This window comes from Bacillus sp. FSL R5-0286 (assembly GCF_038593245.1).
In the GTDB taxonomy this organism is placed as follows: Bacteria; Bacillota; Bacilli; order Bacillales; family Bacillaceae; genus Bacillus; species Bacillus altitudinis.
Window position 1 is genome coordinate 654,115 of record NZ_CP151977.1, and the last position, 24,100, is coordinate 678,214.

Annotated in this window: 25 protein-coding genes, 2 pseudogenes, 2 riboswitches and 1 other annotated feature; of the genes and pseudogenes, 16 read left to right on the forward strand and 11 right to left on the reverse strand. The window is 39.6% G+C overall.

The genetic code is table 11. From position 1 onward, the window contains the following. Nucleotides 1-82 precede the first annotated feature (82 nt). Nucleotides 83-1,624 carry a glutamine-hydrolyzing GMP synthase gene (gene guaA / locus NST24_RS03255; protein WP_017366723.1) on the forward strand — a complete coding sequence of 514 codons (1,542 nt, stop codon included), beginning with the start codon at nucleotides 83-85 and terminating at the stop codon, nucleotides 1,622-1,624. An 82-nt stretch (nucleotides 1,625-1,706) separates the two neighbouring features. Here guaA and NST24_RS03260 read toward each other — a convergent pair whose 3' ends face one another. From NST24_RS03260 to NST24_RS03275, 4 genes are all read right to left on the reverse strand, one after another. Continuing rightward, nucleotides 1,707-2,192, reverse strand: a complete 486-nt coding sequence (locus NST24_RS03260; RefSeq protein WP_268356165.1) for a YbaK/EbsC family protein — start codon at nucleotides 2,190-2,192, stop codon at nucleotides 1,707-1,709. An 88-nt stretch (nucleotides 2,193-2,280) separates the two neighbouring features. Next, on the reverse strand, nucleotides 2,281-3,339 hold the full coding sequence (locus tag NST24_RS03265) for a helix-turn-helix domain-containing protein (protein WP_342462308.1): 1,059 nt from the start codon (nucleotides 3,337-3,339) through the stop codon (nucleotides 2,281-2,283). Then, nucleotides 3,340-5,001, reverse strand: a complete 1,662-nt coding sequence (locus tag NST24_RS03270; protein ID WP_342462309.1) for a 2-isopropylmalate synthase — start codon at nucleotides 4,999-5,001, stop codon at nucleotides 3,340-3,342. A gap of 55 nt (nucleotides 5,002-5,056) precedes the next feature. Beyond that, nucleotides 5,057-5,321, reverse strand: a binding site (T-box leader). A gap of 588 nt (nucleotides 5,322-5,909) precedes the next feature. After that, nucleotides 5,910-7,127 carry an MFS transporter gene (locus NST24_RS03275; RefSeq protein WP_342462310.1) on the reverse strand — a complete coding sequence of 406 codons (1,218 nt, stop codon included), beginning with the start codon at nucleotides 7,125-7,127 and terminating at the stop codon, nucleotides 5,910-5,912. A gap of 219 nt (nucleotides 7,128-7,346) precedes the next feature. Between NST24_RS03275 and NST24_RS03280 the strand changes: the two genes are divergently transcribed. Both NST24_RS03280 and NST24_RS03285 read left to right on the forward strand, forming a co-directional pair. Next, entirely contained in the window at nucleotides 7,347-7,790 is a 444-nt protein-coding gene (locus NST24_RS03280; protein ID WP_342462311.1) for an Lrp/AsnC family transcriptional regulator, read from the forward strand. A gap of 27 nt (nucleotides 7,791-7,817) precedes the next feature. Beyond that, nucleotides 7,818-7,983: pseudogene (locus tag NST24_RS03285) on the forward strand (GNAT family N-acetyltransferase); the annotation flags it as partial. Between the two features lie 54 nt (nucleotides 7,984-8,037). Here NST24_RS03285 and NST24_RS03290 read toward each other — a convergent pair. The 5 genes from NST24_RS03290 to NST24_RS03310 all read right to left on the reverse strand — a co-directional run bounded on the left by NST24_RS03290 (nucleotide 8,038) and on the right by NST24_RS03310 (nucleotide 11,168). Beyond that, complete coding sequence (locus NST24_RS03290) at nucleotides 8,038-8,865, reverse strand: hypothetical protein (RefSeq protein ID WP_342462312.1); 828 nt, start codon at nucleotides 8,863-8,865, stop codon at nucleotides 8,038-8,040. A gap of 19 nt (nucleotides 8,866-8,884) precedes the next feature. Next, the gene (locus NST24_RS03295) at nucleotides 8,885-9,613 is read right to left on the reverse strand and encodes a CPBP family intramembrane glutamic endopeptidase (protein WP_342462313.1); all 729 of its coding nucleotides are present in this window, start codon (nucleotides 9,611-9,613) and stop codon (nucleotides 8,885-8,887) included. 95 nt (nucleotides 9,614-9,708) lie between these two features. Next, nucleotides 9,709-10,119 carry a hypothetical protein gene (locus NST24_RS03300; protein ID WP_342462314.1) on the reverse strand — a complete coding sequence of 137 codons (411 nt, stop codon included), beginning with the start codon at nucleotides 10,117-10,119 and terminating at the stop codon, nucleotides 9,709-9,711. 5 nt (nucleotides 10,120-10,124) lie between these two features. Then, entirely contained in the window at nucleotides 10,125-10,577 is a 453-nt protein-coding gene (locus NST24_RS03305) for a LytTR family DNA-binding domain-containing protein (RefSeq protein WP_342462315.1), read from the reverse strand. A 15-nt stretch (nucleotides 10,578-10,592) separates the two neighbouring features. After that, nucleotides 10,593-11,168: a GNAT family protein gene (locus NST24_RS03310; protein WP_342462316.1), complete on the reverse strand. Its 576-nt coding sequence runs from the start codon at nucleotides 11,166-11,168 to the stop codon at nucleotides 10,593-10,595. A gap of 137 nt (nucleotides 11,169-11,305) precedes the next feature. Between NST24_RS03310 and NST24_RS03315 the strand changes: the two genes are divergently transcribed. Continuing rightward, nucleotides 11,306-11,875 carry a hypothetical protein gene (locus tag NST24_RS03315; RefSeq protein ID WP_017359832.1) on the forward strand — a complete coding sequence of 190 codons (570 nt, stop codon included), beginning with the start codon at nucleotides 11,306-11,308 and terminating at the stop codon, nucleotides 11,873-11,875. 52 nt (nucleotides 11,876-11,927) lie between these two features. On the opposite strand, the pseudogene NST24_RS03320 reads toward NST24_RS03315, so the two are convergent. Next, nucleotides 11,928-12,092: pseudogene (locus NST24_RS03320) on the reverse strand (Fe3+ hydroxamate ABC transporter substrate-binding protein); the annotation flags it as partial. A 179-nt stretch (nucleotides 12,093-12,271) separates the two neighbouring features. On the opposite strand from NST24_RS03320, the gene NST24_RS03325 reads away from it, so the two are divergent. Then, complete coding sequence (locus NST24_RS03325) at nucleotides 12,272-12,817, forward strand: sigma-70 family RNA polymerase sigma factor (RefSeq protein ID WP_047946429.1); 546 nt, start codon at nucleotides 12,272-12,274, stop codon at nucleotides 12,815-12,817. Continuing rightward, nucleotides 12,786-14,231 carry a DUF4179 domain-containing protein gene (locus NST24_RS03330; protein ID WP_342462317.1) on the forward strand — a complete coding sequence of 482 codons (1,446 nt, stop codon included), beginning with the start codon at nucleotides 12,786-12,788 and terminating at the stop codon, nucleotides 14,229-14,231. Before NST24_RS03325 ends, NST24_RS03330 begins: the two co-directional genes overlap by 32 nt. Nucleotides 14,232-14,249: 18 nt before the next feature. Here NST24_RS03330 and NST24_RS03335 read toward each other — a convergent pair whose 3' ends face one another. After that, nucleotides 14,250-15,437 carry an MFS transporter gene (locus tag NST24_RS03335; RefSeq protein WP_342462318.1) on the reverse strand — a complete coding sequence of 396 codons (1,188 nt, stop codon included), beginning with the start codon at nucleotides 15,435-15,437 and terminating at the stop codon, nucleotides 14,250-14,252. Between the two features lie 100 nt (nucleotides 15,438-15,537). Between NST24_RS03335 and NST24_RS03340 the strand changes: the two genes are divergently transcribed. The 10 genes from NST24_RS03340 to purB all read left to right on the forward strand — a co-directional run bounded on the left by NST24_RS03340 (nucleotide 15,538) and on the right by purB (nucleotide 24,094). Beyond that, entirely contained in the window at nucleotides 15,538-16,416 is an 879-nt protein-coding gene (locus NST24_RS03340; protein WP_342462319.1) for a LysR family transcriptional regulator, read from the forward strand. A gap of 126 nt (nucleotides 16,417-16,542) precedes the next feature. After that, nucleotides 16,543-16,644, forward strand: a riboswitch (purine riboswitch). A gap of 145 nt (nucleotides 16,645-16,789) precedes the next feature. After that, nucleotides 16,790-18,115 carry an NCS2 family permease gene (locus NST24_RS03345; RefSeq protein WP_056408255.1) on the forward strand — a complete coding sequence of 442 codons (1,326 nt, stop codon included), beginning with the start codon at nucleotides 16,790-16,792 and terminating at the stop codon, nucleotides 18,113-18,115. 206 nt (nucleotides 18,116-18,321) lie between these two features. After that, nucleotides 18,322-18,483 (forward strand): hypothetical protein, encoded by a 162-nt coding sequence (locus NST24_RS03350; RefSeq protein WP_008344307.1) that lies wholly within the window; start codon nucleotides 18,322-18,324, stop codon nucleotides 18,481-18,483. A gap of 18 nt (nucleotides 18,484-18,501) precedes the next feature. Next, entirely contained in the window at nucleotides 18,502-18,684 is a 183-nt protein-coding gene (locus NST24_RS03355) for a YezD family protein (protein WP_008344304.1), read from the forward strand. 217 nt (nucleotides 18,685-18,901) lie between these two features. Further along, nucleotides 18,902-19,699, forward strand: a complete 798-nt coding sequence (locus tag NST24_RS03360) for a hypothetical protein (RefSeq protein WP_024719394.1) — start codon at nucleotides 18,902-18,904, stop codon at nucleotides 19,697-19,699. A 377-nt stretch (nucleotides 19,700-20,076) separates the two neighbouring features. Then, a complete protein-coding gene (locus NST24_RS03365; protein WP_008344300.1) occupies nucleotides 20,077-20,631 on the forward strand; it encodes a DUF5698 domain-containing protein in 555 nt (184 codons plus the stop codon). Continuing rightward, nucleotides 20,628-20,828 (forward strand): NETI motif-containing protein, encoded by a 201-nt coding sequence (locus NST24_RS03370; protein WP_073414453.1) that lies wholly within the window; start codon nucleotides 20,628-20,630, stop codon nucleotides 20,826-20,828. Before NST24_RS03365 ends, NST24_RS03370 begins: the two co-directional genes overlap by 4 nt. 79 nt (nucleotides 20,829-20,907) lie before the next feature. Beyond that, nucleotides 20,908-21,009: riboswitch (purine riboswitch) on the forward strand. A gap of 169 nt (nucleotides 21,010-21,178) precedes the next feature. After that, on the forward strand, nucleotides 21,179-21,667 hold the full coding sequence (gene purE, locus NST24_RS03375) for a 5-(carboxyamino)imidazole ribonucleotide mutase (protein ID WP_017359824.1): 489 nt from the start codon (nucleotides 21,179-21,181) through the stop codon (nucleotides 21,665-21,667). Then, complete coding sequence (gene purK, locus NST24_RS03380) at nucleotides 21,660-22,802, forward strand: 5-(carboxyamino)imidazole ribonucleotide synthase (RefSeq protein ID WP_342462321.1); 1,143 nt, start codon at nucleotides 21,660-21,662, stop codon at nucleotides 22,800-22,802. Before purE ends, purK begins: the two co-directional genes overlap by 8 nt. Beyond that, the gene (gene purB, locus NST24_RS03385) at nucleotides 22,799-24,094 is read left to right on the forward strand and encodes an adenylosuccinate lyase (RefSeq protein ID WP_342462322.1); all 1,296 of its coding nucleotides are present in this window, start codon (nucleotides 22,799-22,801) and stop codon (nucleotides 24,092-24,094) included. Before purK ends, purB begins: the two co-directional genes overlap by 4 nt. Nucleotides 24,095-24,100: the final 6 nt, after the last annotated feature.

The window sequence follows — 24,100 nt, forward strand, 5'->3', positions numbered from 1 at the left end:
GTGATTTACACTGAGAGCAGGTTTTCTCCTCTCATTTTTTCTGTGCGTTTATAAAAACTATATTGGACATAGAGGTGACACCATGACAAATTTAGTAAATGAAATGATTTTGGTTCTCGATTTCGGTAGTCAGTACAATCAGCTGATCACTCGCCGTATTCGTGAATTTGGTGTGTACAGTGAGCTTCATCCGCACACTTTAACTGCTGAAGAAATTAAAGAAATGGCGCCGAAAGGAATCATCCTTTCTGGTGGACCAAACAGTGTATATGATGAAGGATCTTTCCGCTGTGACGAAAAGATTTTTGATCTAGGTATTCCGGTTCTAGGCATTTGCTACGGCATGCAGCTGATGACTCACTATTTAGGTGGGAAAGTAGAAGCGGCTAGCCAGCGTGAATATGGAAAAGCAGACATCCATATTAACGGAACACCTGCTTTATTCAAAGACCTTCCAACGGATCAAGTCGTTTGGATGAGCCATGGTGACCTTGTCGTTGAAGTACCAGAAGGCTTTACAGTTGATGCAACAAGTGCACATTGTCCAAACTCAGCGATGAGCTTAGCTGAGAAGAATTTCTATGGCGTTCAGTTCCACCCAGAGGTACGTCACTCTGAGTATGGAAATGATCTATTGAAGAACTTTGTCTTCGGCGTATGTGAGTGCGATGGCAAATGGTCAATGGAGAACTTCATTGAAATCGAAATGCAGAAAATCCGTGAAACAGTAGGTGACAAACAAGTATTGTGCGCACTAAGCGGCGGTGTAGATTCATCTGTTGTGGCGGTATTGATCCACAAAGCCATCGGCGATCAGCTGACATGTATTTTCGTTGACCACGGTCTTCTTCGCAAAGGCGAAGCAGAAGGGGTTATGAAAACATTTAGCGAAGGTTTCAACATGAACGTGATTAAAGTAGATGCGAAAGATCGCTTCTTAAACAAGCTAAAAGGTGTGTCTGATCCTGAGCAAAAACGTAAAATCATCGGTAACGAATTCATTTATGTATTCGATGACGAATCGGACAAGCTTAAAGGAATCGACTACTTAGCACAAGGAACTCTTTACACAGACATCATTGAGAGTGGAACAGCAACGGCACAAACAATCAAATCTCACCACAACGTTGGCGGTCTTCCAGAAGACATGCAGTTTGAATTGATTGAGCCACTCAATACACTATTCAAGGATGAAGTTCGTGCTCTAGGGTCAGAGCTAGGTATTCCAGACGACATCGTATGGAGACAGCCATTCCCAGGTCCAGGACTAGGAATCCGTGTACTAGGTGAAATTTCTGAAGAAAAACTAGAAATCGTCCGTGAATCGGATGCGATTCTACGCGAAGAAATTGCCAACTTCGGCCTTGAGCGCGACATCTGGCAATACTTCACAGTCCTCCCAGACATCCGCAGCGTAGGTGTCATGGGTGACGCAAGAACATACGATTACACAATCGGCATCCGTGCTGTTACGTCTATTGACGGTATGACGAGTGACTGGGCAAGAATCCCTTGGGATGTACTTGAAAAGATCTCGACTCGTATCGTGAATGAAGTGAAGCATGTGAACCGCGTGGTGTATGATATTACGAGTAAGCCGCCTGCTACGATCGAGTGGGAATAGTTATAATAGAGCTAGAAACCTTTGTGTATCAAGGGTTTCTAGCTCTTTTTTATGTTTAATTGCAGCACTTTTTCCTTCCATTTTATTGTATGAATTCATCGTTCCATCCCTTACACACATCAATCCATTGTGTATAACCGGAGTGTTTTTCTAGTTGTTTGATTGTGAGTTCAATAGCACTGTTACTGCTGCCGCAGGCTGGATAGACTGTCTCAAAACGTTTGAGTGACATATCTAAATAAACAGAAACACCATTCTTTATAGCAAAAGGACATACTCCGCCAATTTCATGACCGACCAAGTCAACGACCTCATGAGGAGGCAGCATTTTCGCTTTTGTTTTAAAATATTCTTTGAATTTTTTGTTATCAACTTTTGCATCGCCAGAGGTCACAACTAAAATAGCTTGTCCATTTACTAGAAAGGAGAGTGTTTTTGCGATTCTTTCAGGTTCGCAGCCCAATGCAGAAGCAGCCAAGTCTACGGTTGCACTAGATACTGAAAATTCCTGAATTCGAGTATCCATCTCATATTGTTTAAAATAATCTTTTACTTGCTTGATTGACATGATGATGTCTCCTTTTTATTCGTATTGATTTGACATTTTCTTGATTTTAAAATTTTACTTTAAAGATAAGTCTCATACATTCTGCTCATTATGTTCTATTATTTAAACGATATTGATGTGGTGTTAGGTGATACTTTTTCTTAAATAAACGAATGAAATGCTCTACATTTTGATAACCAACGGCTCCCGAAATATGATCCACTTGTAAATTACTCCCGGTTAGCATTTCGCAGGCTTTGTCCAATCTTATTTCTTGTCGAATCTCACGAAATGATTTGCCGAGTTTACGAGCTATATATTTTGACAGATAAGATTGTGAAAGGTTAAATTTCTCTGCCATCTTCTGGAGTGTTATATGCTCACAACACTGCTGAATATATTGAAGCATTTGAATCATACGTATATCACTATATTGTTTGACCTGAATGACGTTCATATGACTTGGTTTGAATCTTAATAAGAGACATAATAATATCTCAAACAAATTATTCATAATCAACTGGTAACTAGGAAATCGATTGTGATTTTCTATAAATAGTTGAAGAGAGCAGTCTAGCAAGTTTTTATCCAAGTGACTATGGAAAATAAGAATATGTTTATTTTCTTTTATATACAATGCATTCAAAAAGAACTCTGAAATGACATGATTTCCTTTTAACATTTTAAAAAACACTTTTTGAAAAGTACTTTTGCGGATCATGATTTGTATTGCGATTGTATTCTCCATTACAAGTGGCTTGTGTATTGTGTCAGGTGGAATAAAGGCAATATCTCCTGATTTTAAAACGATTTTTTTATCTTCCACTTCTATATACATCTCATTTTCCAGAACATAGATCATCTCAAAGAAATCATGGATAGCCGACAATTGAGGCATAAAACGGCTATACTTTCTCACTTCGATATCTTTTTCCTGACCTAACCACATGGTATCCTCTTTTTCAAATTCGTTCTGCCCTCTTAGCAAAAATTCTTCTATATATATTTGCTTTTGCATGAAATTTTTTTGATCATAATCCTTCAAAAATAATTGCAATGATTGATTGTCATGCTTTTTCTGTTGGTATTGTTGATAAAAGATTTCTTGTTCGTTATATTCTCTTAAATATTGCATCGCTTCATGTTTTTCAAGTTTATCTGTTTCCATCTACATCCAAACCTCTAGTTTATTTACTGCAACCACCAGGGCCTTTACTGTTGCTTCAATAATATCTTTATCAATTCCAGCACCCCAATGCATTTTTCCTTGATTTGAAATACCAATCTGTGCACAGGCTTTTGCTTGAGAATCGTTGCCCAAAGAATTCTGTTCATAGACTTCCAAATCATACTCGAGATGAAAATGTGCTTTTAACGCATTACTGATTGCATCTAAACTTCCAGTGCCAGTTCCTTGTATGTCTATTTGTTGATGATCTCTCAGCAAAGTTAAGGAGACTTCTTGCTTCTCTCCTTTATGAAATTGATAATCGATCAGCTGGAAATGAGGGTGGAAATCAACATACTGCTCTTTAAAAACATGATATATTTCTTCGACAGACAATTCCCTATTTGTCTGATCAGATACTTTCTTCGCTGCATATCCCATGGCTTCATTCATTTGATAAGGAAGTTGAATGCCATAATTTGTTTCTAGGATATAACCTATGCCACCTTTTCCAGACTGGCTATTGATTCGAATCACATCCGTTTGATAATTCCTCCCCAGGTCAACTGGATCTACTGGGATATACGGAACGTCCCATTTATCAACATGATGTTCCTTTCTATATTTCATACCTTTAGATATCGCATCTTGATGTGACCCAGAGAATGCGGTGAAAACCATCTCACCAGAATATGGCTGTCTCTCATGAACAGTGATTTTTGTTAGTTTTTCATATTTTTTACGAATCGCTTCTAGGTTATTGAAATTCAATTGTGGATCATAGCCTTGTGAATACATATTCATCGCCAAAGTAATCAAGTCTACGTTCCCTGTACGTTCACCGATACCAAATAATGTACCTTCGACTCTTTCTGCGCCAGCTAGCACACCAAATTCTGCATCACTCACCCCAGAGCCACGGTCATTATGTGGATGAACCGATAATGTCACACTGTCTCGGTAAGACAGATTTTTGTGTATATACTCAATCTGACTTGCAAAGATATGAGGCATTGAATATTCAACTGTTGTCGGAATATTGATGATCGCTTTGTGATGTGGTGTCGGTTTCCAAATATCTAAAACACTATTACAAATATCTAACGCATAATCCACTTCTGTTCCTGGAAAGCTTTCAGGACTATATTGAAAATAAATGTTACTTTTTGTTTTTTCGGCCAGTTCTTTTACTAAAATAGCGTCATCAATGGCAATTTGTTTAATTTCATCTTTTGTTTTCTGAAATACTTGTCGGCGCTGCGCTTCTGAAGTCGAATTATATAAATGAACAATCGCTTTCGGTACCCCCTTAATGGCTTCGAAGGTTCGGCGGATAATATGCTCTCTTGCTTGTGTGATCACCATAATCGTGACATCGTCTGGAATCATATGACGATCAATCAGTGTCCGTAATAGCTTAAACTCCGTATCATTAGCAGCTGGAAATGCGATTTCAATTTCTTTAAAACCTATCTCTACTAGTAGCTGAAACATTTCCAATTTTTCTTCTAAGTTCATAGGAATAGGTAATGCTTGATTTCCATCCCGTAAGTCCACACTGCACCATATCGGAGCACGTTCTAATGTTTCTTTTTTCACCCAATCATAAGTAAGGTTCGGTGGCAAAAAGTATTTCTTTTCGTATTTTTTGTGGTTAAACATGATCGATTCCTCCTAGTAAATAGAATAAAAAAAGTCCTTCATCTCCAATATTTTCATTGGAGACGAAAGACTTCTTCTTACGCGGTACCACCCCTGTTTCATGATAACTTTACATTACCATGCCCTTATTCGGATACAGATTGTTATATCTTATATCCTTCCCATATAACGGTAGGGTGCCGACCTTAACTACATCAATCATTTTCAGTTCACTAAGGCTACTCTAAGGTGAGTTCCCTGCCTTTATGTTATTGCTTCTCATCAACCAGCAACTTTCTGAAAACATTTCGGCAAGTACTATTCCTTATCATCGCATTCTCATTTTTCTGATTTTTTCTATTATACCAAGATGACAAAAAAGTGATAGTGGTAGGGATATCTTTTTTAATTGATTTTTTTTGTCCTGTGGGTGTCTGATCTTTATTTTACTTCTGTTTTAATGGTGAAAGTGAAGTCTAGAATAACTAGCGTGTTTTGCTAGAATTTGAAGCGGTAATTCATCTTTCAGATTAATTTAACATGTCTTGAATGGTTTTCTCATGCTCTAATAGGACAACCGAGCACCTCTTTACCTTACGAGTTTAGTATAACGGAAATCATTTTTAAGAAACTGGACTTTTTGTGCTATGTTGCAAGATCAAAGAACGGAGGATAAGCATTTTTAGAAATAAATAAGAAACCCTTGTACATTCCTGTTGGTTCGTAAAGGTGAATATGAAAGCCATTTAAAATACATGAAATTGAAGCGTTCAGTCTAGACGCTTCAAAAGTGTGATTCACGCTGAGACCAGATTTTTCTCTCATTTATTCTGTCAAACTATAATGAATAAATCTCAACTCGTATCGTAAATGAAGAGAAGTATATGAACCGATATGAAGGTGAAGCCACTTACTGAAATAAGGGGATTCTAGCTCTTTTTCGTTTTTAAATGAAATCCATAAACATTTGCACGAAACACTACTAGTAATCCAAGTGCAATGAGGAATACCATGACCAATGGAATAGAACTTACGTCAAATGATTCCATCAGAATGGCTCCAATTGCACTCCCGCCGCCAATAGCCAGATTCCAAACAGTAACAAGCATAGATTGAGCAAGATCAGTACCTTGTTTCGCATGATCTGCTATTGCTGTCTGTGTGAGTGTTGCTGCTCCCCCAAAGGTTAATCCCCATAAAGCAACAGCAACATAAATGATTGTAGGCTGACTAATTCCGATACCTAACGCTAATGATGCCAATCCAAACCCAGCAAGACTCATTAAAACCAAAGTGCGTAATATTCGTTCAATGAATATACCTATCATCCAGATTCCAATTAAAGATGTAACACCAAAAATGAGTAAGACCAAATCAACCCGCTGGGAAAGGCCTGCTTCTGATAGATATGGTGCAATGTAAGTATAAAGTATATTATGGGAAAGTACCCAAGCCAATACAACAAACAGAATGGGACGAACACCAGGAGTAATAAATACCTTGAATAGGCTCGTTCGCTTTTCTGAAGTTTGTCCAGGGAAGTCTGGTATTTTCCATATAATCCATAAAATTGATAATACAGCTAGTAATGACATGATACCAAAGACAGTTCGCCAACCAACAAGGGAGCCAAGAAGTGTCCCAACAGGTAGACCAAAAGCTAATGCAAAAGAAGTACCAATCATAGCTATAGCCATAGCTTTTCCTTTCAATGACTTCGGTGCCATCAGCCGTGCATATCCCGCTGTCATTCCCCACAGTATTCCCGCCGTTACACCCGCAAAGAAACGAACGATTAGAGTTAAAGTCAGACTAGAAGAAAGGGCTGTAATCGTGTTAAATACAAGGAATCCAGTCATACATAAAAGAAGCAATGGTTTCCTACGCCAACTTTGTGTTGCTGCTGTAAGTGGAATAGCTGCAATGAGTGAGCCAAAAGCATAAGCCGTAACAAGTTGACCTGCTAGGGATTCTGACACACCAAGTCCTTCACTGATCGGTATCAATAGACCTGCTGGCATTGTTTCCGTAAGAACACATATGAATCCAGCCATAGCAAGTGCAATTAAGCCAGCCCAAGGTAGACGTTCTGAAGGTGATGTATAAGGTTTTTGATTTGGTTTAGTTAAATTAAAATGGTTATCCATTTGTAAAAGCCCTCCTGATTCGTTAATGAAATCAATTATACTAACAGGCAGTTGAGTTTTACATATGATAATCAAGGTATTAGTATGTATTTAACTTTGAAATTAAGGAAATTAAATGATATTGGTTTTGAATTATAATATAATGATTTGTAGAACATATCATTCTAAATAGTTATGGTGAAATGTCAGTATCATCTAATGATATGGAGGGATTATTACATGGATAGTATTGATAGAAATATATTAGAATGTTTACAGTCAGATGCTAGGTTGTCAATGACTTCCCTTGGAAGATTGATAGGGCTGTCTCAACCAGCAGTTACAGAAAGGGTGAAAAGATTAGAAGAGCAAGGGGTGATAAAGGGGTATAGTGCTGTCGTTTCAAATGAGAAAGTTGGAAAACCCATAGTGGCTTTTATCCTTTTCCGAACCACCACATGCAATCATTTCGTTGATTATTGTAAGGAGGCTTCACAAGTAGTAGAATGTCACCGAATTAGCGGAGAATTCAATTATTTGATTAAAGTAGTAGCCGAATCTATAAGGGATCTTGAATTATTTGAAAATGAGAGTATGAAGTATGGGAATTCCACTACATTGATTTCCTTATCATCACCCATAGAAAGCAAACCTTTGATACCAAATTTAATAGAAAACATTTAAGGACAAGCTTCATATGCTAACTGGCATGAAACAACGGACCTCAATCAAAAAATGAATGCGGTGACGATTGGCTATTTCTTGGCGGAGGAACATTGGGGGAAGGGCATTGCAACAGAAGGGGGTCCCTACACTAGTGAAATGTATGTTTGAAGAGATTGATATCAATGGAATTCAAGCGGAGGTTAAGCCGGCAACGAAAGTCCTTTTTGAAAATAAAAAAGCGAGCACTGAGCTCGCTCATTATGGTTTATTTCAATTCGTTGGAAAATCGAATCTGCCTATCTTCTAGTTCATCATAAAATGTGAAGTGTTGTAATTTCAATTCTTCACAGACTTTTTTGATAATCCATTTGCCCCGTTCTTCAATCCTAATATTGACTTTATGTAGGTACTCACTTAATTCTTGTTCATTTTGAGGTTTTAATTGATTGTAATTTCCTATACCTGCAAAATGACCTTCCCAAAATTCACTCACTGTCCATTCTTCATCTTTGTTCACATAAGGTTGAAGGAAATATCGTTCGACGAACTCTTTCCAACAGCCTAATGGTTTAAAGAATTCAAATAGTGAATACATCGTAACATCCCAATAATCTTGGGAGAAACAGTTTCGACCGGTATTCATCCAATGAGGTAATACGGTGAAATTCCCAATGCAGTGGGTGTCAGTAGCGAATTTTTCAAACTTATGTTTGATATGAGAATAATAAGTTAGTGTTTTAGAATGATTGAAAGTCGTTATAAAGGAATTCATTGTTTCTCCACGGATCAAGTTGTAACGGTCTAAATTAAGCTGTGATTTAGGCTCTGGCTTATAATCAGTACTCCAAAGTAATTGATAAATATAAAAAGGTTCTTTATCACAGTCAGCTTTACGACCAGTTTTTTTAGTGACATTACAGATTCCGATTTCTTTCAGTGTACGGCTTTTATAATCTAATATTAACTCAATTGATGATCTATCTTTCGGTATCGGCTCTTTGATATAACTTTGTTTAAAATCCCATTCCCAAGGCTTGATTTCAAGTTCTTCACACTTTTCAAACCAGCCTTCTATCCATGTGTTCCCATTCATTTCTTTCCTCCTCTTTTCATTATCTATTGAACACTTTTTTCATTCTTAATCTTCTCCACAACACCACCGCAAGAACAAGCAAAATGCCACATTGAATCGAAAGTAAAAGCATTTGTAATTCCACAGGCGTTTGCCCATTTGTGATTTGATCCACGATATTATGAACGGCATGCCATAAGATCACCCATTGCAGACTGTTCGTGAGTGCAACGATTTCAGCTGCAACGAATCCAAATAAAAAGGCGAAAAGGATTTGTGCCACTGTTAATGTGAGGCTTTTTCCGCTTAGTAGATTCGCAGCATGACCAAGTCCGAATAGTACGGCGGAGCCCCATATGGCAGTGCTCAAGTTAATTTGTTTTAAATATTGAAACAGAATGCCTCGAAAGATTCCTTCTTCAAAAAGACCGACACACACCATGAAGAAACAAAGTGCTAGAAAGGAAGAAACAGTTAAATCCTTGTTGAATCCAGCAATAAACGGAATGGCCTCGATAATAAGGAGCGGAAATATCCACATCCCAAAAGAGCCTTTTCGAAAACCTATTTCTTTCAAGTGAAAACGACTTTTTTGAATAATGAATAGAAGTAAAAGACACCCAGCTAGCATGGCGCAGCCATTGATGAGATAGATGGTCATCGGATCGGTTACTTCTTTGATAGATAAATAGACACCTGCACTTGTTGGAATGATTAAAGAAAAGAGCAGTAGAAGTACTGATTTTCGAATGATTGTGATTGGTTTCATGTGTTGATTCCTCCTCTAACGTCAGAGTATTGGAATCATGCAGAAGTCACAATGAAATCTTCCTAACATGTCAATATTTAGCCCTAAGATGCACATTAAGATGTTGTTCGTTTCTTTCGTTGCTGTAAAAGTTCGTTGATTTCCTCAGCGGTTGCTTGATCTTTTTTATACAATAGGTACTTGATCACAAAGAATAATGCCATGACCACAAGGAAATTCACGATAAATGAAAGGGAGCTGATTTCACCGCTCACAATCATGATGGTTGTTATAATCATACACATCACAAGGACGATATATAGAATTTGTTGAAAAAGAATCCGTTTATGACTGTACGTTTGTTTTGGGTATAGCAAGAAGGTCAGGGCGCTTGAAAAAAAGGAACTGAACATGATGGCTTGTAAAATATAGATGGGCATCGTTCCAAACGTGAAACAGTAAATCAATACAAGTGCAGTAAAGATCATACAAAATGTGATCAAAAGATTTGTGATATAACGTTTCATCCTGTTCACTTCCTCCGTAATCCAAGCTTCTCTTTTAATGCTTGGATATAAAAACGTGAAATCATTACTTTTTCTTTATTTGTAAGGCTTGCTTCAAAACGGCCACTCGTTTTAGGAGAAATAGCGGCAATAGAATCTATATTCAGAATCATCGATTTTGAAATCCTGACATAATCGTGCGCTTCAAGCTGTTTTTCAAGTTCAAATAACTTTTCCTTTAAGAGAAACACTCCATCTGACGTATACAAGAACGATCTTTTATCAACGCTTTCTATATATAAAATTTCGTGATAATAGACCTTTTTCACTCTTTCTTTCGTTGGTTCTTGTGCTAAGAAATAGGGGGCTGACTGCTCCACTTGCTGGACAAGTTTTTCAATCGCCGGATTGAGTTCATAAATGTGAAAAGAAACATACTCTGGTTGCGGCTTTTGGATGAAATGAATATCCGTTTTCATTTGTTTCTCCTCTGTTTAATAGGATTTTTCGTAATCTCTCTTCAAAATTGAATACATATACACATCATCGAATCCCTTCTGACCCAATTCATACTCTCTTAATAAACCCTCTTGTACAAAATGTATCTTCTCCAATAATTGAACAGAAGACGCATTTGCTGGATCAATGATGGCTTCAATCCGATTCAAGTTCATCTCCTGAAATCCATACCGCAACACCGCAGTAATCGCTTCCTGCATGATGCCTTTTCGCCAATGATCATGGTGTAATTCATAGCCAATTTCCGTACGGCGGTGCTGTTTTTCTAGATTGAGAAAGCCGCAGCTGCCGATGATGGCTGGATTTTCTTTTAGAGAAATGCCCCAGCGGATGCCTGTTTGTTCTTTGAAGATATTGTCATACCACTTGATTTCTCCTTTTGTGTCTTCGATGGTTTCATGTGCATCAATGCCCATGTAGCGGCAGACAGTTTCATTGGATAAATAGATGTGCATATCCTCAGCATCTGTGATCGTTGCTTGTTTTAAGATCAGTCTTTCGGTATGTATCGTTGGAAATGATTGTGGAAATATCAGTTTATGTCTAGTCATATGTATCTCCTATAGTTTATTTTATTTAAATTATACCTGTATTGGTACAATTTGTGGAATACTCTGATATAATATGAATTTATCATTGGGGTAATCATTTACATTCGAATTTTACTAAAAAAAAGAGGATAAAAGAAATGGGCATTTTTCTGATCATGATTTGTATCATGATGATCACCGTATCTTTAATGATTTATTTATTTAAAAAGGGAGCCTTTCGTTCTAAGGTCTTAGTGATAATAGGTTCTGTTTTAGGTGGAGCCATACTAGTTGTCTGGATAGCTATGTTTTTTAATTTTCACTCTATCACTTTAACAGATGAATCGATAGGTCATTTTAAGATCGGTCAAACATTTAAGGGAGATCATCATTTTGTTGAGAATTCTCAATTCTCTCATCAAAAACAGACGGTCTACATGGAAAAAGAAAATGAAGATTTTGTCGTATCAGTTGATCAACATCATCGAGTAACATCTATTTACAATCAGTCAACTCAAAAAAGTTTTCAAACATCTAAGGGTGTTACAATTGGGGCAGATTATTCATCTGTGATACAAATGTATGGAAATCAATTCAAGCAGCTTTGGTTTGTCGAAGGGTATAGCAAAGGTATACAATACCAAGATCAATCAAATGGCATCATTTTGGAGTTCTTTTTCAATGACGAGACACTAGCACTCATTGAACTTCGCAGTAAGCGGGAGTGAAATAGTAGAAAGTAAAAACGAGCATTCTATTGAAATGCTCGTCTTTATGCTGTTTTTCATAACATGCCTTACAATAAAAAACCCCTTCATTTCTTAGCCAAGCCTTTACTTCTGTCATTCCTCGTCTCTTTGGATAGACCAGCTTAACGTACACTTCTTCGTTACCTTCTATTTTCTTTTGGCAGCTAGCACAAGCAGGTTCTTCAAATAGAAACAATCAATATCCTCCTTTTTGTAGATATTTCTTCCATTATATCAAATGTTCAACATGATCTTTGCTGCCCAATCTTCACTTTCTCGATTTCTGTCCGACATATGCTAAGTAAAAGAAATTTTTGTTTGTTGAAACCGTTTGTGAGAAAGCTTGCTCTAACAGGTGTAGGAGGTGTGGATGAGATGAAGCAAGTGCGTCTAATTAAAAAAGCACAAAAAGGGAATGTCCCAGCATTTGAGACATTAATGCTGATGTATCAAGAGCGTTTATATAAAACGGCTTTTCTCTACACAAGAAATAAAGAGGATTCGTTAGATGCTGTTCAGGAGACGGTCATTAAAGCATTTAAACATTTATCTGGATTAAAAGAACCGGCTTATTTTTCTACATGGCTGACTAGGATTTTGATTCATACGATTTTTGCGATGAAGAAAAAGCAGCAAGATGTTGTTCCGTTTGAACAGCAGCATGAGAGCGTTGAGCGGCATGATTTTTTGGAAGACAAGCTCGATTTAAAAAATGCACTTGATGTGTTAGATGAGCAATATCAGCTCGTGATTCAGCTATTTTATTTTCAAGATTATTCAATTTCGATGATTTCTGAGCAGATGGGTGTGCCTGAAGGAACGGTCAAAACGCATTTGTATCGAGCAAGAAAGTTATTAAAGCAAACATTGGAGAAGGAGGAGAGTGTCGATGGAACGAAAAGAAATGAAAAAGCTTTATGATGAGATTGATGTACCAAAGGTTGAATTGACCTCTGCGGTTCGCCAAGCAATAGGAGATGTGAAAACGGAAAAGAAAAGACGTTGGTTCACATGGAATTGGAGAACGCCAATATATTCTGCCATCGTACTAATCGTTCTTTATTTTTCATCCGGCTTCCTTTTTCCTTCTCTTAATACAGCGATGGCTCGAGTGCCGTTTGTTGGACAGTTATATATGATGTTTCACGATAAAGTAGGAATGTCTCTTTTTCAGAGTGAGTTGGTGAAGCATGTCAATGAGGGGGCTGAATCAAGAGGGGTTACTGTGAAAGTGAACAGTGTGTATTATGATGCTGGGCGGCTTGTTTATACGTTTACTGTGGAGAATTTCCATACAAATGAAGATTTTATACCGATCAACATTGATTCAGATCAGATCAATGAAAATTTCCAACCAGATACAAGGGGTCCAGAGTTGAAAAAACTAAAAGATGGTCGATATGCTGGACGAATAGAATTCTTTACAAATGGACAAATGATTAAGCAAGGTCAAAAAGCACAACTCGTGATTTCGAAAATTGGAGATATTGTAGGGAATTGGCGATTTGAGTTGCCTGTGGTTAAGCAAAAAACCATCTTATTAGCAGGACAAAAAGAAGTATCTATTTTAAATGGACGTTATCAATTGAAAGATATCAAGGTGGAAAATGGAGTGAATTCCTCTGTGATTCAATATACGATTGATTACAATGGTATCGCAAAAGACGATGAAGTTTTAATAGATAGAATGAGAGATAATTTAGGAAATAAGTACAGACTTGAGACTGGGACAAGATTTGAGGAAAAACAACTTTCAAACAAAAAAACTAGGATAAATCATATGACAATCTTAAATCAGCCAATCGATCCAAAGGCAACAGAACTAACATTTTTTACTACTTTATGGGTAGAACATGAAGAAAGTAAAATCATTCCCCTCCAGACGAAGCTGCCTATTCAGTTCAAGACAAAGCATTATGGGATTGGGATTAAAATTAATAAAATTGAGCAAAAAGGCCGTTCTGTGATAGTAGATTATCAATTTACTGGAGTAGGCCAGAAAGAATTAGATGAAGGTGTGATGAAGAATGCAGGGGAATGGATAGGATTAGGCGATGTTAAAAAAATGAAATCATGGTCAGACCCTGAAGCAGATTATGAGAACGGATATTATTTGAAAGGGAACAATGCAAAGGTGACCAATTTAAAGACAGCTTCTATGCAATCCACCTTTGATTTTGATGTAAAGGAGTTAGACAAATTATCATTAAACCATTTTTCATTTAAGGATTATGGGCTGTATCTTGATCTGTCAAATCTGAATCTGTTGGCACCACAAAAAGATATAACGGTAACCATTCCAGTCAAAAAAGAAACATCAAAAGCTAATCGATAAATCAGAAAGCGAACATAATTACACATGTTCGCTTTTTATCTGTTGATGCAGCAGTCGATGACGATTGAACGAGTACCGAATCAACATCAACGCAACAAAACTGGCTAGCCCGCCTATCCAACTTAAATTCGTTACATTTGTATATTGAATAATCAGACCACCCATTGACGATCCAAGCATCATGCCGATATTCATAATTGCTGTATTAAAGCTCAGCACGGTTTCCGATGTTTCGGGTTTTAGGGAGATGAGATAAAATTGCTTCGCTGGTGTTGTTGTCCATGTGGCGGTGCCCCAAATGGCGAGCGTGATGAAGACGCCAACTACAGAAAATTGTGTAAAAGATAATGCAAAGAGCATGAGCATCTGAACCGTGATGCTGATTGAAATGGTTCGGTTTGGTCCCCATTGATCGACGGCGTATCCGCCAAAGCGTGAGCCAATAAAAGCAGAGATTCCTAAGACAAGCAAGGCAATGCTTGTCAGTTCAAGTGTAAATCCGGATGTCTGTCGCAATAATGGCGAAATGTAAGCAAATACCATCGTGTAACCTAAAATCCAAAAGGCTGTCGTGGCTAAGCCGCTTAACACCCTGCGGTCTTGAAGAATTTGCATTTGCTGCTTAAATGGCACATGGGAATGTCCCTCCATAGGCGGTAATAATCGATACAGAAGAAACAAGAGACAAGCGGTTCCTATTGCAATGATGAGAAAAATGGCATGCCAATCTACATATCCTGCTAAAAATGTTCCAATCGGTACACCGAGTACTAGTGAAACTGTAAATCCAGTGATCACCGTGGCCATCGCACTCCCCTTTTTTTCTGGCGGGGCGAGCTGCGCTGCATAATTTGTTGCGAGTACAATATATAAGCCGCCACTCATGGCCATGATGACCCGTGAGAGCATGAGCAGCATAAAGTGATAGCTAAAAAAGGCAAGCACATTCCCTGCTATAAACATGGAAATTGCCGATAAAAGAACCTTTTTTCGATTCAATTTCGATGTGGCCATGACTAAAAAGAGGGCACCCACGGCATAAAAAAGAGAATAGATGGTGATAAGCTGTCCCGCAACCGGGATGGAGATGCGCAGATCGTCAGAAATGATGTCCAGTATGCCTGATACGACGAATTCTGAAGTGCCTGTGACGAAAGAACCGACGGCTAAAAGAAATATGAGCAATGGATAAGATGTACTTTTCATTTTGAACCCTTCCTTTATGTTGAAACGTTGTATTCATTTTAAATTCCGTGCTAACATAAGTAAAATTGATGTTTTTCATGAAAGGGATGAGTGAATACTCATGAGCTTTGTTCGATTCGAGACGATGGCTAAGGTGGTCGAGCTAGGCAGTTTTACCGCTGCAGCTGAAGCATTAAATATGACACAGTCTGCCGTGAGTCATGCGGTGGCAAGTTTAGAGACGGAGTGGGGCGTGTCTTTATTCGTACGTGACCGAAAAAAGGGCATTACGCTGACAGACATCGGTGAAACCCTTCTTCCGCATATAAGAGAAGTGCTAAATCGAGTAGAGAAAATTCAGCAGGAAATTGCGCTCACCAAAAATATTGAATCTGGCTTGATTCGGATTGGAACATTTGCCAGTGCATCCGCTTGTTTGTTGCCAAAACTGCTTGTGAGCTATCAGAAAAAGCATCCAAAGATTGAATTTAAATTTTATGAGGGGACATATGAAGAAATATTGGAGTGGCTCGATTCTGGCATTATTGATGTTGGGTTTGTTGTAAAAGGTAAAGCGGATGAAGCGTTTCATCTATTGCCACTTATGAAAGATAAAATGGTGGTCGCCTATCACGAAAATCATCGTTTTAAGCAGCATCCAATTGTAGACATGGAAGAATTAGCGGACGAACCGTTTATTATGCCAACTGGCATGTATCAGTCCCATGTAGAGGATATTTTTTCAGAGGCGCAAATCAAGCCGTCTATTTTATTTGAAGTGCATGATTGTACGACCATTGCCCGCATGGTTGGGGAAGGACTTGGTGTGACGATAGGTCCTGAGTTATTCCTAAAAACGCAGCAACTTGTGCAGATCAGTCATCTGAATGTATCGCATCATCGTGAGGTGGCGCTTGCCTGTCCATCGCTCACGCAAGCTTCTCCTGCTGTGAAGGCATTTTTCGATGTAGCAGAAACGGCTTTTGCCAGAATTCAGTGATGGGTGTATAAAGAACTAGATGTGATTTTCCAAATTCGTGTAATAAGACGAATGAAGCGGACATTTCTTTGAAAAATGTTCGCTTTTTGTATTGTGTTTTAAAAATGAAGTTGGTACAATAGACACAGAAATCAAATAGATAGAAGTCGTATAATGGCGGGGATATGGCCCGCAAGTTTCTACCAAGCTACCGTAAATGGCTTGACTACGTCAATTCACACTCGTTTGATATAAATCATGCATTGTTCTTGTTTGATGTCACGGTCTGAATTCACATTGTAGTCAAGCGTCCCAAAAACTGTTGGGGCGTTTTTTATTTGACTTGTGAATGGGACAGACTAAAGCAAAAGGACATGAAGGGAGTCAGTTGGCTTTGAAACAGTTTTTTCAGTTTGATGAGTTAGGTACGAATTATCGCAGAGAGATCATCGGCGGTTTAACGACATTTTTGTCGATGGCTTACATCTTGTTTGTTAATCCGATCACACTTGCTTTAGTAGCAGTACCGGATTTTCCAGATAAATTACGAATTGATCAGGGGGCTGTCTTTACAGCTACAGCGTTAGCTTCTGCGGCAGGTTGTTTCCTGATGGGATTGATCGCCAGGTACCCGATTGCGATTGCACCAGGTATGGGGCTGAATGCGTTCTTCGCTTTCTCAGTTGTTCTTGGTATGGGGATTTCATGGCAGGCAGCACTTTCCGGTGTGTTTGTTTCAGGATTGATTTTCGTTGCTCTTTCTTTAACAGGTTTTCGTGAAAAAATCATCAATGCCATTCCGGCTGAGCTGAAGCTGGCGGTTGGTGCAGGGATTGGTTTGTTCATTACATTTGTAGGTCTTCAAGGCTCTGGCATTATTGCCAATAACGATAATACGCTCGTTTCGATTGGGAATATTCATAGTGGTCCTGTCCTGTTAACGGTATTTGGGATCATTGTGACTGTCATTTTAATGGTTCTTCGTGTGAATGCAGGTGTCTTCATTGGGATGCTTGTGACAGCTATTGCTGGGATGATCCTTGGTCTTGTACCAGTTCCATCTCAAATTGTAGATAGCATTCCAAGCTTGTCTCCAACTTTTGGTCAAGCCTTGATTCACTTGCCAGACATCTTCTCCATTCAAATGCTTGTGGTTATTTTAACGTTCCTATTCGTTGGATTCTTTGATACAGCTGGTACACTTGTGGCTGTGGCAACGCAGGCTGGTTTAATGAAAAATAATGAGCTGCCGCGTGCAGGAAAAGCGCTTCTGGCGGATTCTTCTTCTATCGTCGTCGGTTCTGTTCTTGGTACATCAACGACGACGTCTTATGTTGAATCTAGTTCAGGTGTTGCTGCGGGTGCCCGCTCTGGTTTTGCAGCTGTCGTGACAGGTATTTTCTTCTTACTTGCGATGTTCTTCTCGCCGCTTTTATCTGTCGTGACACCGAATGTAACGGCACCTGCTTTAATCATTGTCGGTGCACTGATGGTAGCACCTCTTGCAAAGATCGCATGGGATCGTTTTGAAATTGCGGTACCGGCTTTCTTAACCATGATTATGATGCCACTCACATATAGTATTGCAACAGGGATTGCGATTGGTTTCATTTTCTACCCGATCACCATGATCTTTAAAGGAAAAGCAAAAGAAGTGCATCCAATTATGTACGGCCTGTTTGTCATCTTTATTCTATATTTTGCTTTCTTAAATCATTAATGGTTTGTCTGAAACAGCAGCTCATGGAGGCTGCTGTTTTTTGTAGGGAAATTTTAAAAACATAGTTGACTTATAGGAATTATGTGTTTATGATAAAAAGACATAATTCGCTGATTGGATCACCAAAGGCGCTTTGATTTCCTTTTTTCTATAGAAGGGTTCAGAGTGCCTTTTTTCTTGCATTCATTATAACGGGAGGGGATGACTTGTCACGCTGGCTTAGGCAGGTGATTGAGCGGAAAAAGCAGGTATTGATTGAGCAACTCCTTTTATGGGGGCATGAAGAAAAACATGAAGCGCTCATGCATTATACGATTCATGAGCTGGAAAATGAGGTTCTCTATTTAAAAGAGCGAAAGCAAAATTAGTGGGATGGGGGATGAGCGATGGATGAACAAAAGCTGAATTTTATTTTATCTGCCTTAAAAGGGATTGAATACGGGTCGGTGGTGATCACCATTCATAATGGACAAATTACACAAGTCGATACGACAGAAAAGACTCGTTTCCCCGCACACCAAGAGAATCTTCGGATTCAGAAAGCAAAGCAGGGGCGCTATCGTTCATGAAAAGTAATGAAAGATGATGAAAAGCTGATCCACTCATCAGCTTTTTTGTTTTGGCTTAATTTCTCTCCATTTAAAACCTCTTCATTCTTTTATCCGTCTATTCGTATGAACGTCAAGGAATCTTGACTGAATAGAGAGACTCCGCTACTTTAATAGGAGTCATCCGGACAGGTCACCTGAGCCTGTGCGGATTGTCTGAGATAGGAGTTGATATGGGATGTTAGAGAAAGATCAAGAGCAGGTCACATCTGAAACGAAAAACGAAAATGAAGAGCCATCAATAGATCAAGAAACGAGGCAGTCCCGCCTCAGCCGCAGCGCTGCAAAACGTGGAAGAACGGCTAAGCCAGCTGATGAAGAGCGTTCAGCCATTCAGCGCATTGCAAGAAGTGTAGGAGGTGCGTTTAAGCGCTATGGCTCATATGGGCTCGCGATGTTAAAATCACCGAGCCGTGCGATCCATCAAGCGGACACTTTACGCATGAAGTACGCCTGGATTTCAATTGTGTTATTCAGTGTGTTTTTTGCTTTAGGCAACTACGTTCAATTAAAGGCGTCAAAGACCCGTTTATTAGGTTTTGGTATTCATTATTCTTTTGGTGACGCCTTTTTGAAGGTAGCGGTCTTTACACTCATTTTGTTGACACTGATGATGCTGACGGTTTGGGTGCTCGGTAAGTACATGCTGAAAGGGAACATATCGCTGAAAGAAGTGATCATGAAGTTCGGTGCCGTGCTTGTGCCGGTTTTGGTTTTATCTATCCTTTGGCTTGTATTTGCCATGCTGAATATTCCATATGTAACGGTGATTTTATCCGTCATGATGTTTTTTGGTCTTCAGCTGATTGCCATTGTGCTCTTCCGCTCCATTCAATCCGAGCAAGAAGCTGTGCGGGGAGACTTGATGTATGCCGGCTGGGTCTTTTTGTTGATTGAGCTCGTCATCATTGCCCTTTTATGGGGCATTGTCGGAGAGTATTTGATCCCATCACTTGTTCCAGTTCGGTTTGGATAAAAACACGTTTCAGCGTGTAGACAAATCTTTGGAATCGACTGTAATCCTGCGTGACGGTGCTCACGAATGTGAAATTCGCTTCGCACCGGTACTCGTCCTTCTTAGAATTCAAAAGTTTCTATCACGCTGAAAAGAAGACAGAGGGTTAAAATAATATTCATTTTAGCCCTTTATCAACCATCTAACGCCTCCTTTTGAAAAAGGAGGTTTTTCATGTTGAGAAGAGGAAAAAACGGGTAAACTCTTGGTAACAAAGACCACCCCTTGTTGTCGAAAGATATATGTGTTTTTCTCGCGCAAATTTGATTGTATCAAGGTTTGTTCTCTAGTAGAATATGGGGTGCTTTATTTGATTTTTAGTGCAGGGGGTTCGAATCGTGCTTCAACAACTTTTATCCAATGCGTTCACCATGGTTTTGATTATTTTAGTGATTAACATTGTTTATGTCTCTTTTTCCACTATGCGTTTAATTTTAACAATGAAAGGCAGAAGGTACGCAGCCGCTTTTGCTGGTACTGTCGAGATGCTGATTTATGTCATTGGTTTGAGTATCGTATTAGATAACTTAGATCAAGTACAAAATGTCATTGCGTATGCGCTAGGTTATGGAATTGGAATCATTGTCGGGATGAAAATTGAAGAGAAGCTGGCACTTGGCTACATTACTGTGAACGTGATTACAAAAGAAATCGATCTAGATCTCCCAAAACAATTGAGAGAAAAAGGATATGGCGTCACCAACTGGGTAGTAGGAGGTCTTGAAGGAGACCGGTCAGCGATGCAAATTTTAACACCGAGAAAATATGAACTGCAATTATATGAAACGATTAAAACGCTTGATTCAAAGGCGTTTATCATTTCGTATGAGCCCAAAACGATTCATGGCGGCTTCTGGGTGAAGGCTGTGAAGAAAAGGAGAATTAAAGAATGACCGCAAAACCAAAGAAAAAGAAATTCTACGTGGAAGACAACATGACGATTGAGCAAGTGTTGTCCCAGATGGCGGACGAAGGCTACTCACCTGTCCGACGAATGGAGGAGCCCATCTTTCAGGAAAAGAAGGAAAATGGGTCGATTCAGATCATTCCGATTGGGAAAAAAATCGTATTTGAGGGAAAAATACTCTAAATCCGAACATTAAAACGACGACTTCATAGATTGTTCGATAAATCCGTTGACATCATGAACATCCGTTGTTAAGATAAACATGAAATCAAAACACGAGCCTCATATAATCTTGGGAATATGGCCCATAAGTTTCTACCCAGTTACCGTAAATGACTGGACTATGCAGGATAGTGAACAAAACTGACATGGCGTTTTAAAAGCGAACAGCGCTTACCATGGCCCGGTTTGTGTTGCTTCCTAACAATGCAATACAAACCGGGCCTTTTTGTTCGGCGTTTGACAAGCTACTTAGGTTTGGGAAGCGTGTCAAACGATACAAAATCGAATAATAGCTTAAAGGTGGGGACAAAATGAAGCCGCTTGTAGGTGTCATCATGGGAAGTACATCTGATTGGGAAACAATGAAACATGCGTGCGATATCTTAGAGGAATTAAACATTCCGTATGAAAAACAGGTTGTATCCGCACATCGGACACCTGATTTGATGTTTGAATATGCGACTGAAGCAAGAGGTAAAGGACTCAAGGTCATTATTGCCGGTGCTGGAGGCGCAGCACATTTACCGGGGATGGTCGCAGCAAAAACGACACTGCCGGTCATTGGTGTGCCCGTACAATCAAAAGCATTAAACGGGCTGGATTCCTTATTATCCATCGTTCAAATGCCAGGCGGTGTACCTGTTGCTACAGTGGCAATCGGCAAAGCCGGTGCAACAAATGCAGGCCTTCTAGCTGCACAAATGATTTCAGCATTCGATGAAGCCGTTGCAGCACGCCTTGAAGAAAGAAGAGAACAAACAAAACAAACTGTATTAGAAAGCAGTGATCAGCTTGGCTAAGCAGACCATTTTTCCAAACGCAACCATTGGTATCATCGGCGGCGGACAGCTTGGCAGATACATGGCCGTCAGTGCAAAGCAAATGGGCTACCGGGCAGCAGTTCTTGACCCTGTCACACTTTCTCCTTGTGGACAGGTTGCTGATACAGAAATTACAGCCGCATACAGTGACCTTGAAGCGATCAGGCAGCTGGCGGACATCAGCGATGTGGTCACATATGAATTTGAAAATATTGATTATGATGCACTCAATCAGCTGAAGGAAGAGGCGTATTTACCGCAAGGAAGCGAACTCCTTCTTTTAACCCAAAACCGTGAAACGGAGAAAAAAGGGATTGTAGATGCAGGCTGTGAAGTCGCCCCTTATCGCATCGTTCATGATGAGAAGGAGCTGAAAGATACAGTAAGTGCGCTTGGTTTACCAGCTGTGCTGAAAACATGCAGAGGCGGTTACGACGGTAAAGGACAGTTCGTCATCAAAGAGAAGGATCAGCTTCATGAAGCGGCTGCACTTCTCACGCATGGAACGTGCATTTTAGAAAGCTGGGTTCCTTTCCAAATGGAACTGTCCGTGATTGTGACGCGGTCTGTTCATGGGGAAATTGCGACATTCCCAGTCGCTGAGAACATTCATAAGCACAATATTTTATTCCAAAGCATCGTGCCTGCACGGGTAGATGGCAGCATTCAAGAGAAAGCAAAAGAGCTGGCAACAACGCTTGCTGAAAAGCTAGGGCTGGTCGGTACGCTTGCTGTTGAACTGTTCCTGACAAATGAAGGGAAGCTGCTCGTCAATGAACTGGCACCGCGCCCGCATAACTCTGGACATTACACATTGGATTTATGTGAGACGAGTCAGTTTGAACAGCACATTCGCGCCATATGCGGTTTGCCGCTTGGCGGAACAGCTCTTTTATCAGAGGGTATGATGGTGAACTTGCTGGGCGATGAAGTGGACATCCCAAAAGAACATCCTGAGCTTTTAAAGGAAGCGAAACTTTATCTATATGGTAAACATGAAGTAAAAGCCGGCCGCAAAATGGGGCATATGACATTTATGAAACAGCTTGATGATGAATGGATGGCAAACATCACAAAGATATGGACTGAAAGAGATGGAGGAAACGGGAAATGATCGAACGTTACGCACGACCAGAAATGTCAGCAATCTGGACAGAGGAAAACAAATTTAATGCATGGCTTGAAGTAGAAATTCTCGCTTGTGAAGCTTGGGCAGAGCTTGGTGTTATTCCAAAAGAAGACGTTGTGACTATGCGTAAGAATGCAAGCTTTGATATTGATCGTATTTTAGAGATTGAACAAGACACGCGCCATGACGTGGTTGCCTTTACGCGTGCTGTATCTGAATCTCTAGGAGAAGAAAGAAAGTGGGTTCATTACGGGCTAACATCTACAGACGTAGTGGATACGGCGCTTTCATATCTATTAAAACAGGCGAACGATATTTTGCTCAAGGACATTGAGAGATTTGTTGACATACTAAAAGAAAAAGCAAAAGAGCACAAATATACAGTCATGATGGGCCGTACACACGGTGTACACGCTGAACCGACAACATTTGGCTTGAAGCTTGCTCTTTGGTACGAGGAAATGAAGCGTAACTTAGAACGTTTTAAACAAGCTAAAGCCGGCATCGAATACGGCAAAATCTCTGGTGCTGTTGGCACATATGCGAACATCGACCCGTTTGTTGAGCAATATGTATGTGAGAAACTTGGCATCAAAGCTGCACCAATTTCAACCCAAACCTTGCAGCGTGACCGTCATGCAGATTACATGGCAACCCTTGCTTTAGTGGCAACAAGCATTGAGAAATTTGCTGTTGAAATTCGTGGTCTTCAAAAGAGTGAAACACGTGAAGTAGAAGAGTTCTTTGCAAAAGGACAAAAAGGATCATCAGCGATGCCTCATAAACGAAACCCGATCGGTTCTGAAAATATGACGGGGATTGCCCGTGTCATCCGTGGTTATATGCTGACTGCTTATGAAAATGTACCGCTTTGGCATGAGCGTGATATTTCTCATTCATCTGCTGAACGCATCATTTTACCAGATGCAACGATTGCACTGAACTATATGCTGAACCGTTTCTCTAACATTGTGAAGAATTTGACGGTGTTCCCTGAAAATATGAAACGCAACATGGACCGCACACTTGGCTTGATCTACTCTCAGCGTGTTCTGCTTGCACTTATTGATACAGGTATGGCACGTGAAAAAGCATATGACACGGTTCAGCCAAAGGCGATGGAAGCTTGGGAGAAACAAGTACCATTCCGTTCATTAGTAGAAGCAGAAGAGAAAATCACTTCACGCTTAACACCTGAACAAATCGCTGACTGCTTCGATTACAACTATCACTTGAAAAATGTCGATATGATTTTCGAACGTCTAGGTCTTGCGTAAGAAATG

Coding starts and splice junctions, on each gene's coding strand:
- NST24_RS03260 (WP_268356165.1), bottom strand. CDS start 2,192: ATGTCAATCAAGCAAGTAAAAGATTATTTTAAACAATATGAGATGGAT.
- NST24_RS03295 (WP_342462313.1), bottom strand. CDS start 9,613: ATGAAACCAATCACAATCATTCGAAAATCAGTACTTCTACTGCTCTTT.
- NST24_RS03305 (WP_342462315.1), bottom strand. CDS start 10,577: ATGAAAACGGATATTCATTTCATCCAAAAGCCGCAACCAGAGTATGTT.
- NST24_RS03330 (WP_342462317.1), top strand. CDS start 12,786: ATGGAACGAAAAGAAATGAAAAAGCTTTATGATGAGATTGATGTACCA.
- NST24_RS03315 (WP_017359832.1), top strand. CDS start 11,306: ATGGGCATTTTTCTGATCATGATTTGTATCATGATGATCACCGTATCT.
- NST24_RS03310 (WP_342462316.1), bottom strand. CDS start 11,168: ATGACTAGACATAAACTGATATTTCCACAATCATTTCCAACGATACAT.
- NST24_RS03335 (WP_342462318.1), bottom strand. CDS start 15,437: ATGAAAAGTACATCTTATCCATTGCTCATATTTCTTTTAGCCGTCGGT.
- NST24_RS03265 (WP_342462308.1), bottom strand. CDS start 3,339: ATGGAAACAGATAAACTTGAAAAACATGAAGCGATGCAATATTTAAGA.
- NST24_RS03325 (WP_047946429.1), top strand. CDS start 12,272: ATGAAGCAAGTGCGTCTAATTAAAAAAGCACAAAAAGGGAATGTCCCA.
- NST24_RS03275 (WP_342462310.1), bottom strand. CDS start 7,127: ATGGATAACCATTTTAATTTAACTAAACCAAATCAAAAACCTTATACA.
- NST24_RS03370 (WP_073414453.1), top strand. CDS start 20,628: ATGACCGCAAAACCAAAGAAAAAGAAATTCTACGTGGAAGACAACATG.
- purB (WP_342462322.1), top strand. CDS start 22,799: ATGATCGAACGTTACGCACGACCAGAAATGTCAGCAATCTGGACAGAG.
- NST24_RS03300 (WP_342462314.1), bottom strand. CDS start 10,119: ATGAAACGTTATATCACAAATCTTTTGATCACATTTTGTATGATCTTT.
- NST24_RS03280 (WP_342462311.1), top strand. CDS start 7,347: ATGGATAGTATTGATAGAAATATATTAGAATGTTTACAGTCAGATGCT.
- NST24_RS03290 (WP_342462312.1), bottom strand. CDS start 8,865: ATGAATGGGAACACATGGATAGAAGGCTGGTTTGAAAAGTGTGAAGAA.
- NST24_RS03355 (WP_008344304.1), top strand. CDS start 18,502: ATGGATGAACAAAAGCTGAATTTTATTTTATCTGCCTTAAAAGGGATT.
- NST24_RS03340 (WP_342462319.1), top strand. CDS start 15,538: ATGAGCTTTGTTCGATTCGAGACGATGGCTAAGGTGGTCGAGCTAGGC.
- purE (WP_017359824.1), top strand. CDS start 21,179: ATGAAGCCGCTTGTAGGTGTCATCATGGGAAGTACATCTGATTGGGAA.
- guaA (WP_017366723.1), top strand. CDS start 83: ATGACAAATTTAGTAAATGAAATGATTTTGGTTCTCGATTTCGGTAGT.
- NST24_RS03270 (WP_342462309.1), bottom strand. CDS start 5,001: ATGTTTAACCACAAAAAATACGAAAAGAAATACTTTTTGCCACCGAAC.
- NST24_RS03360 (WP_024719394.1), top strand. CDS start 18,902: ATGTTAGAGAAAGATCAAGAGCAGGTCACATCTGAAACGAAAAACGAA.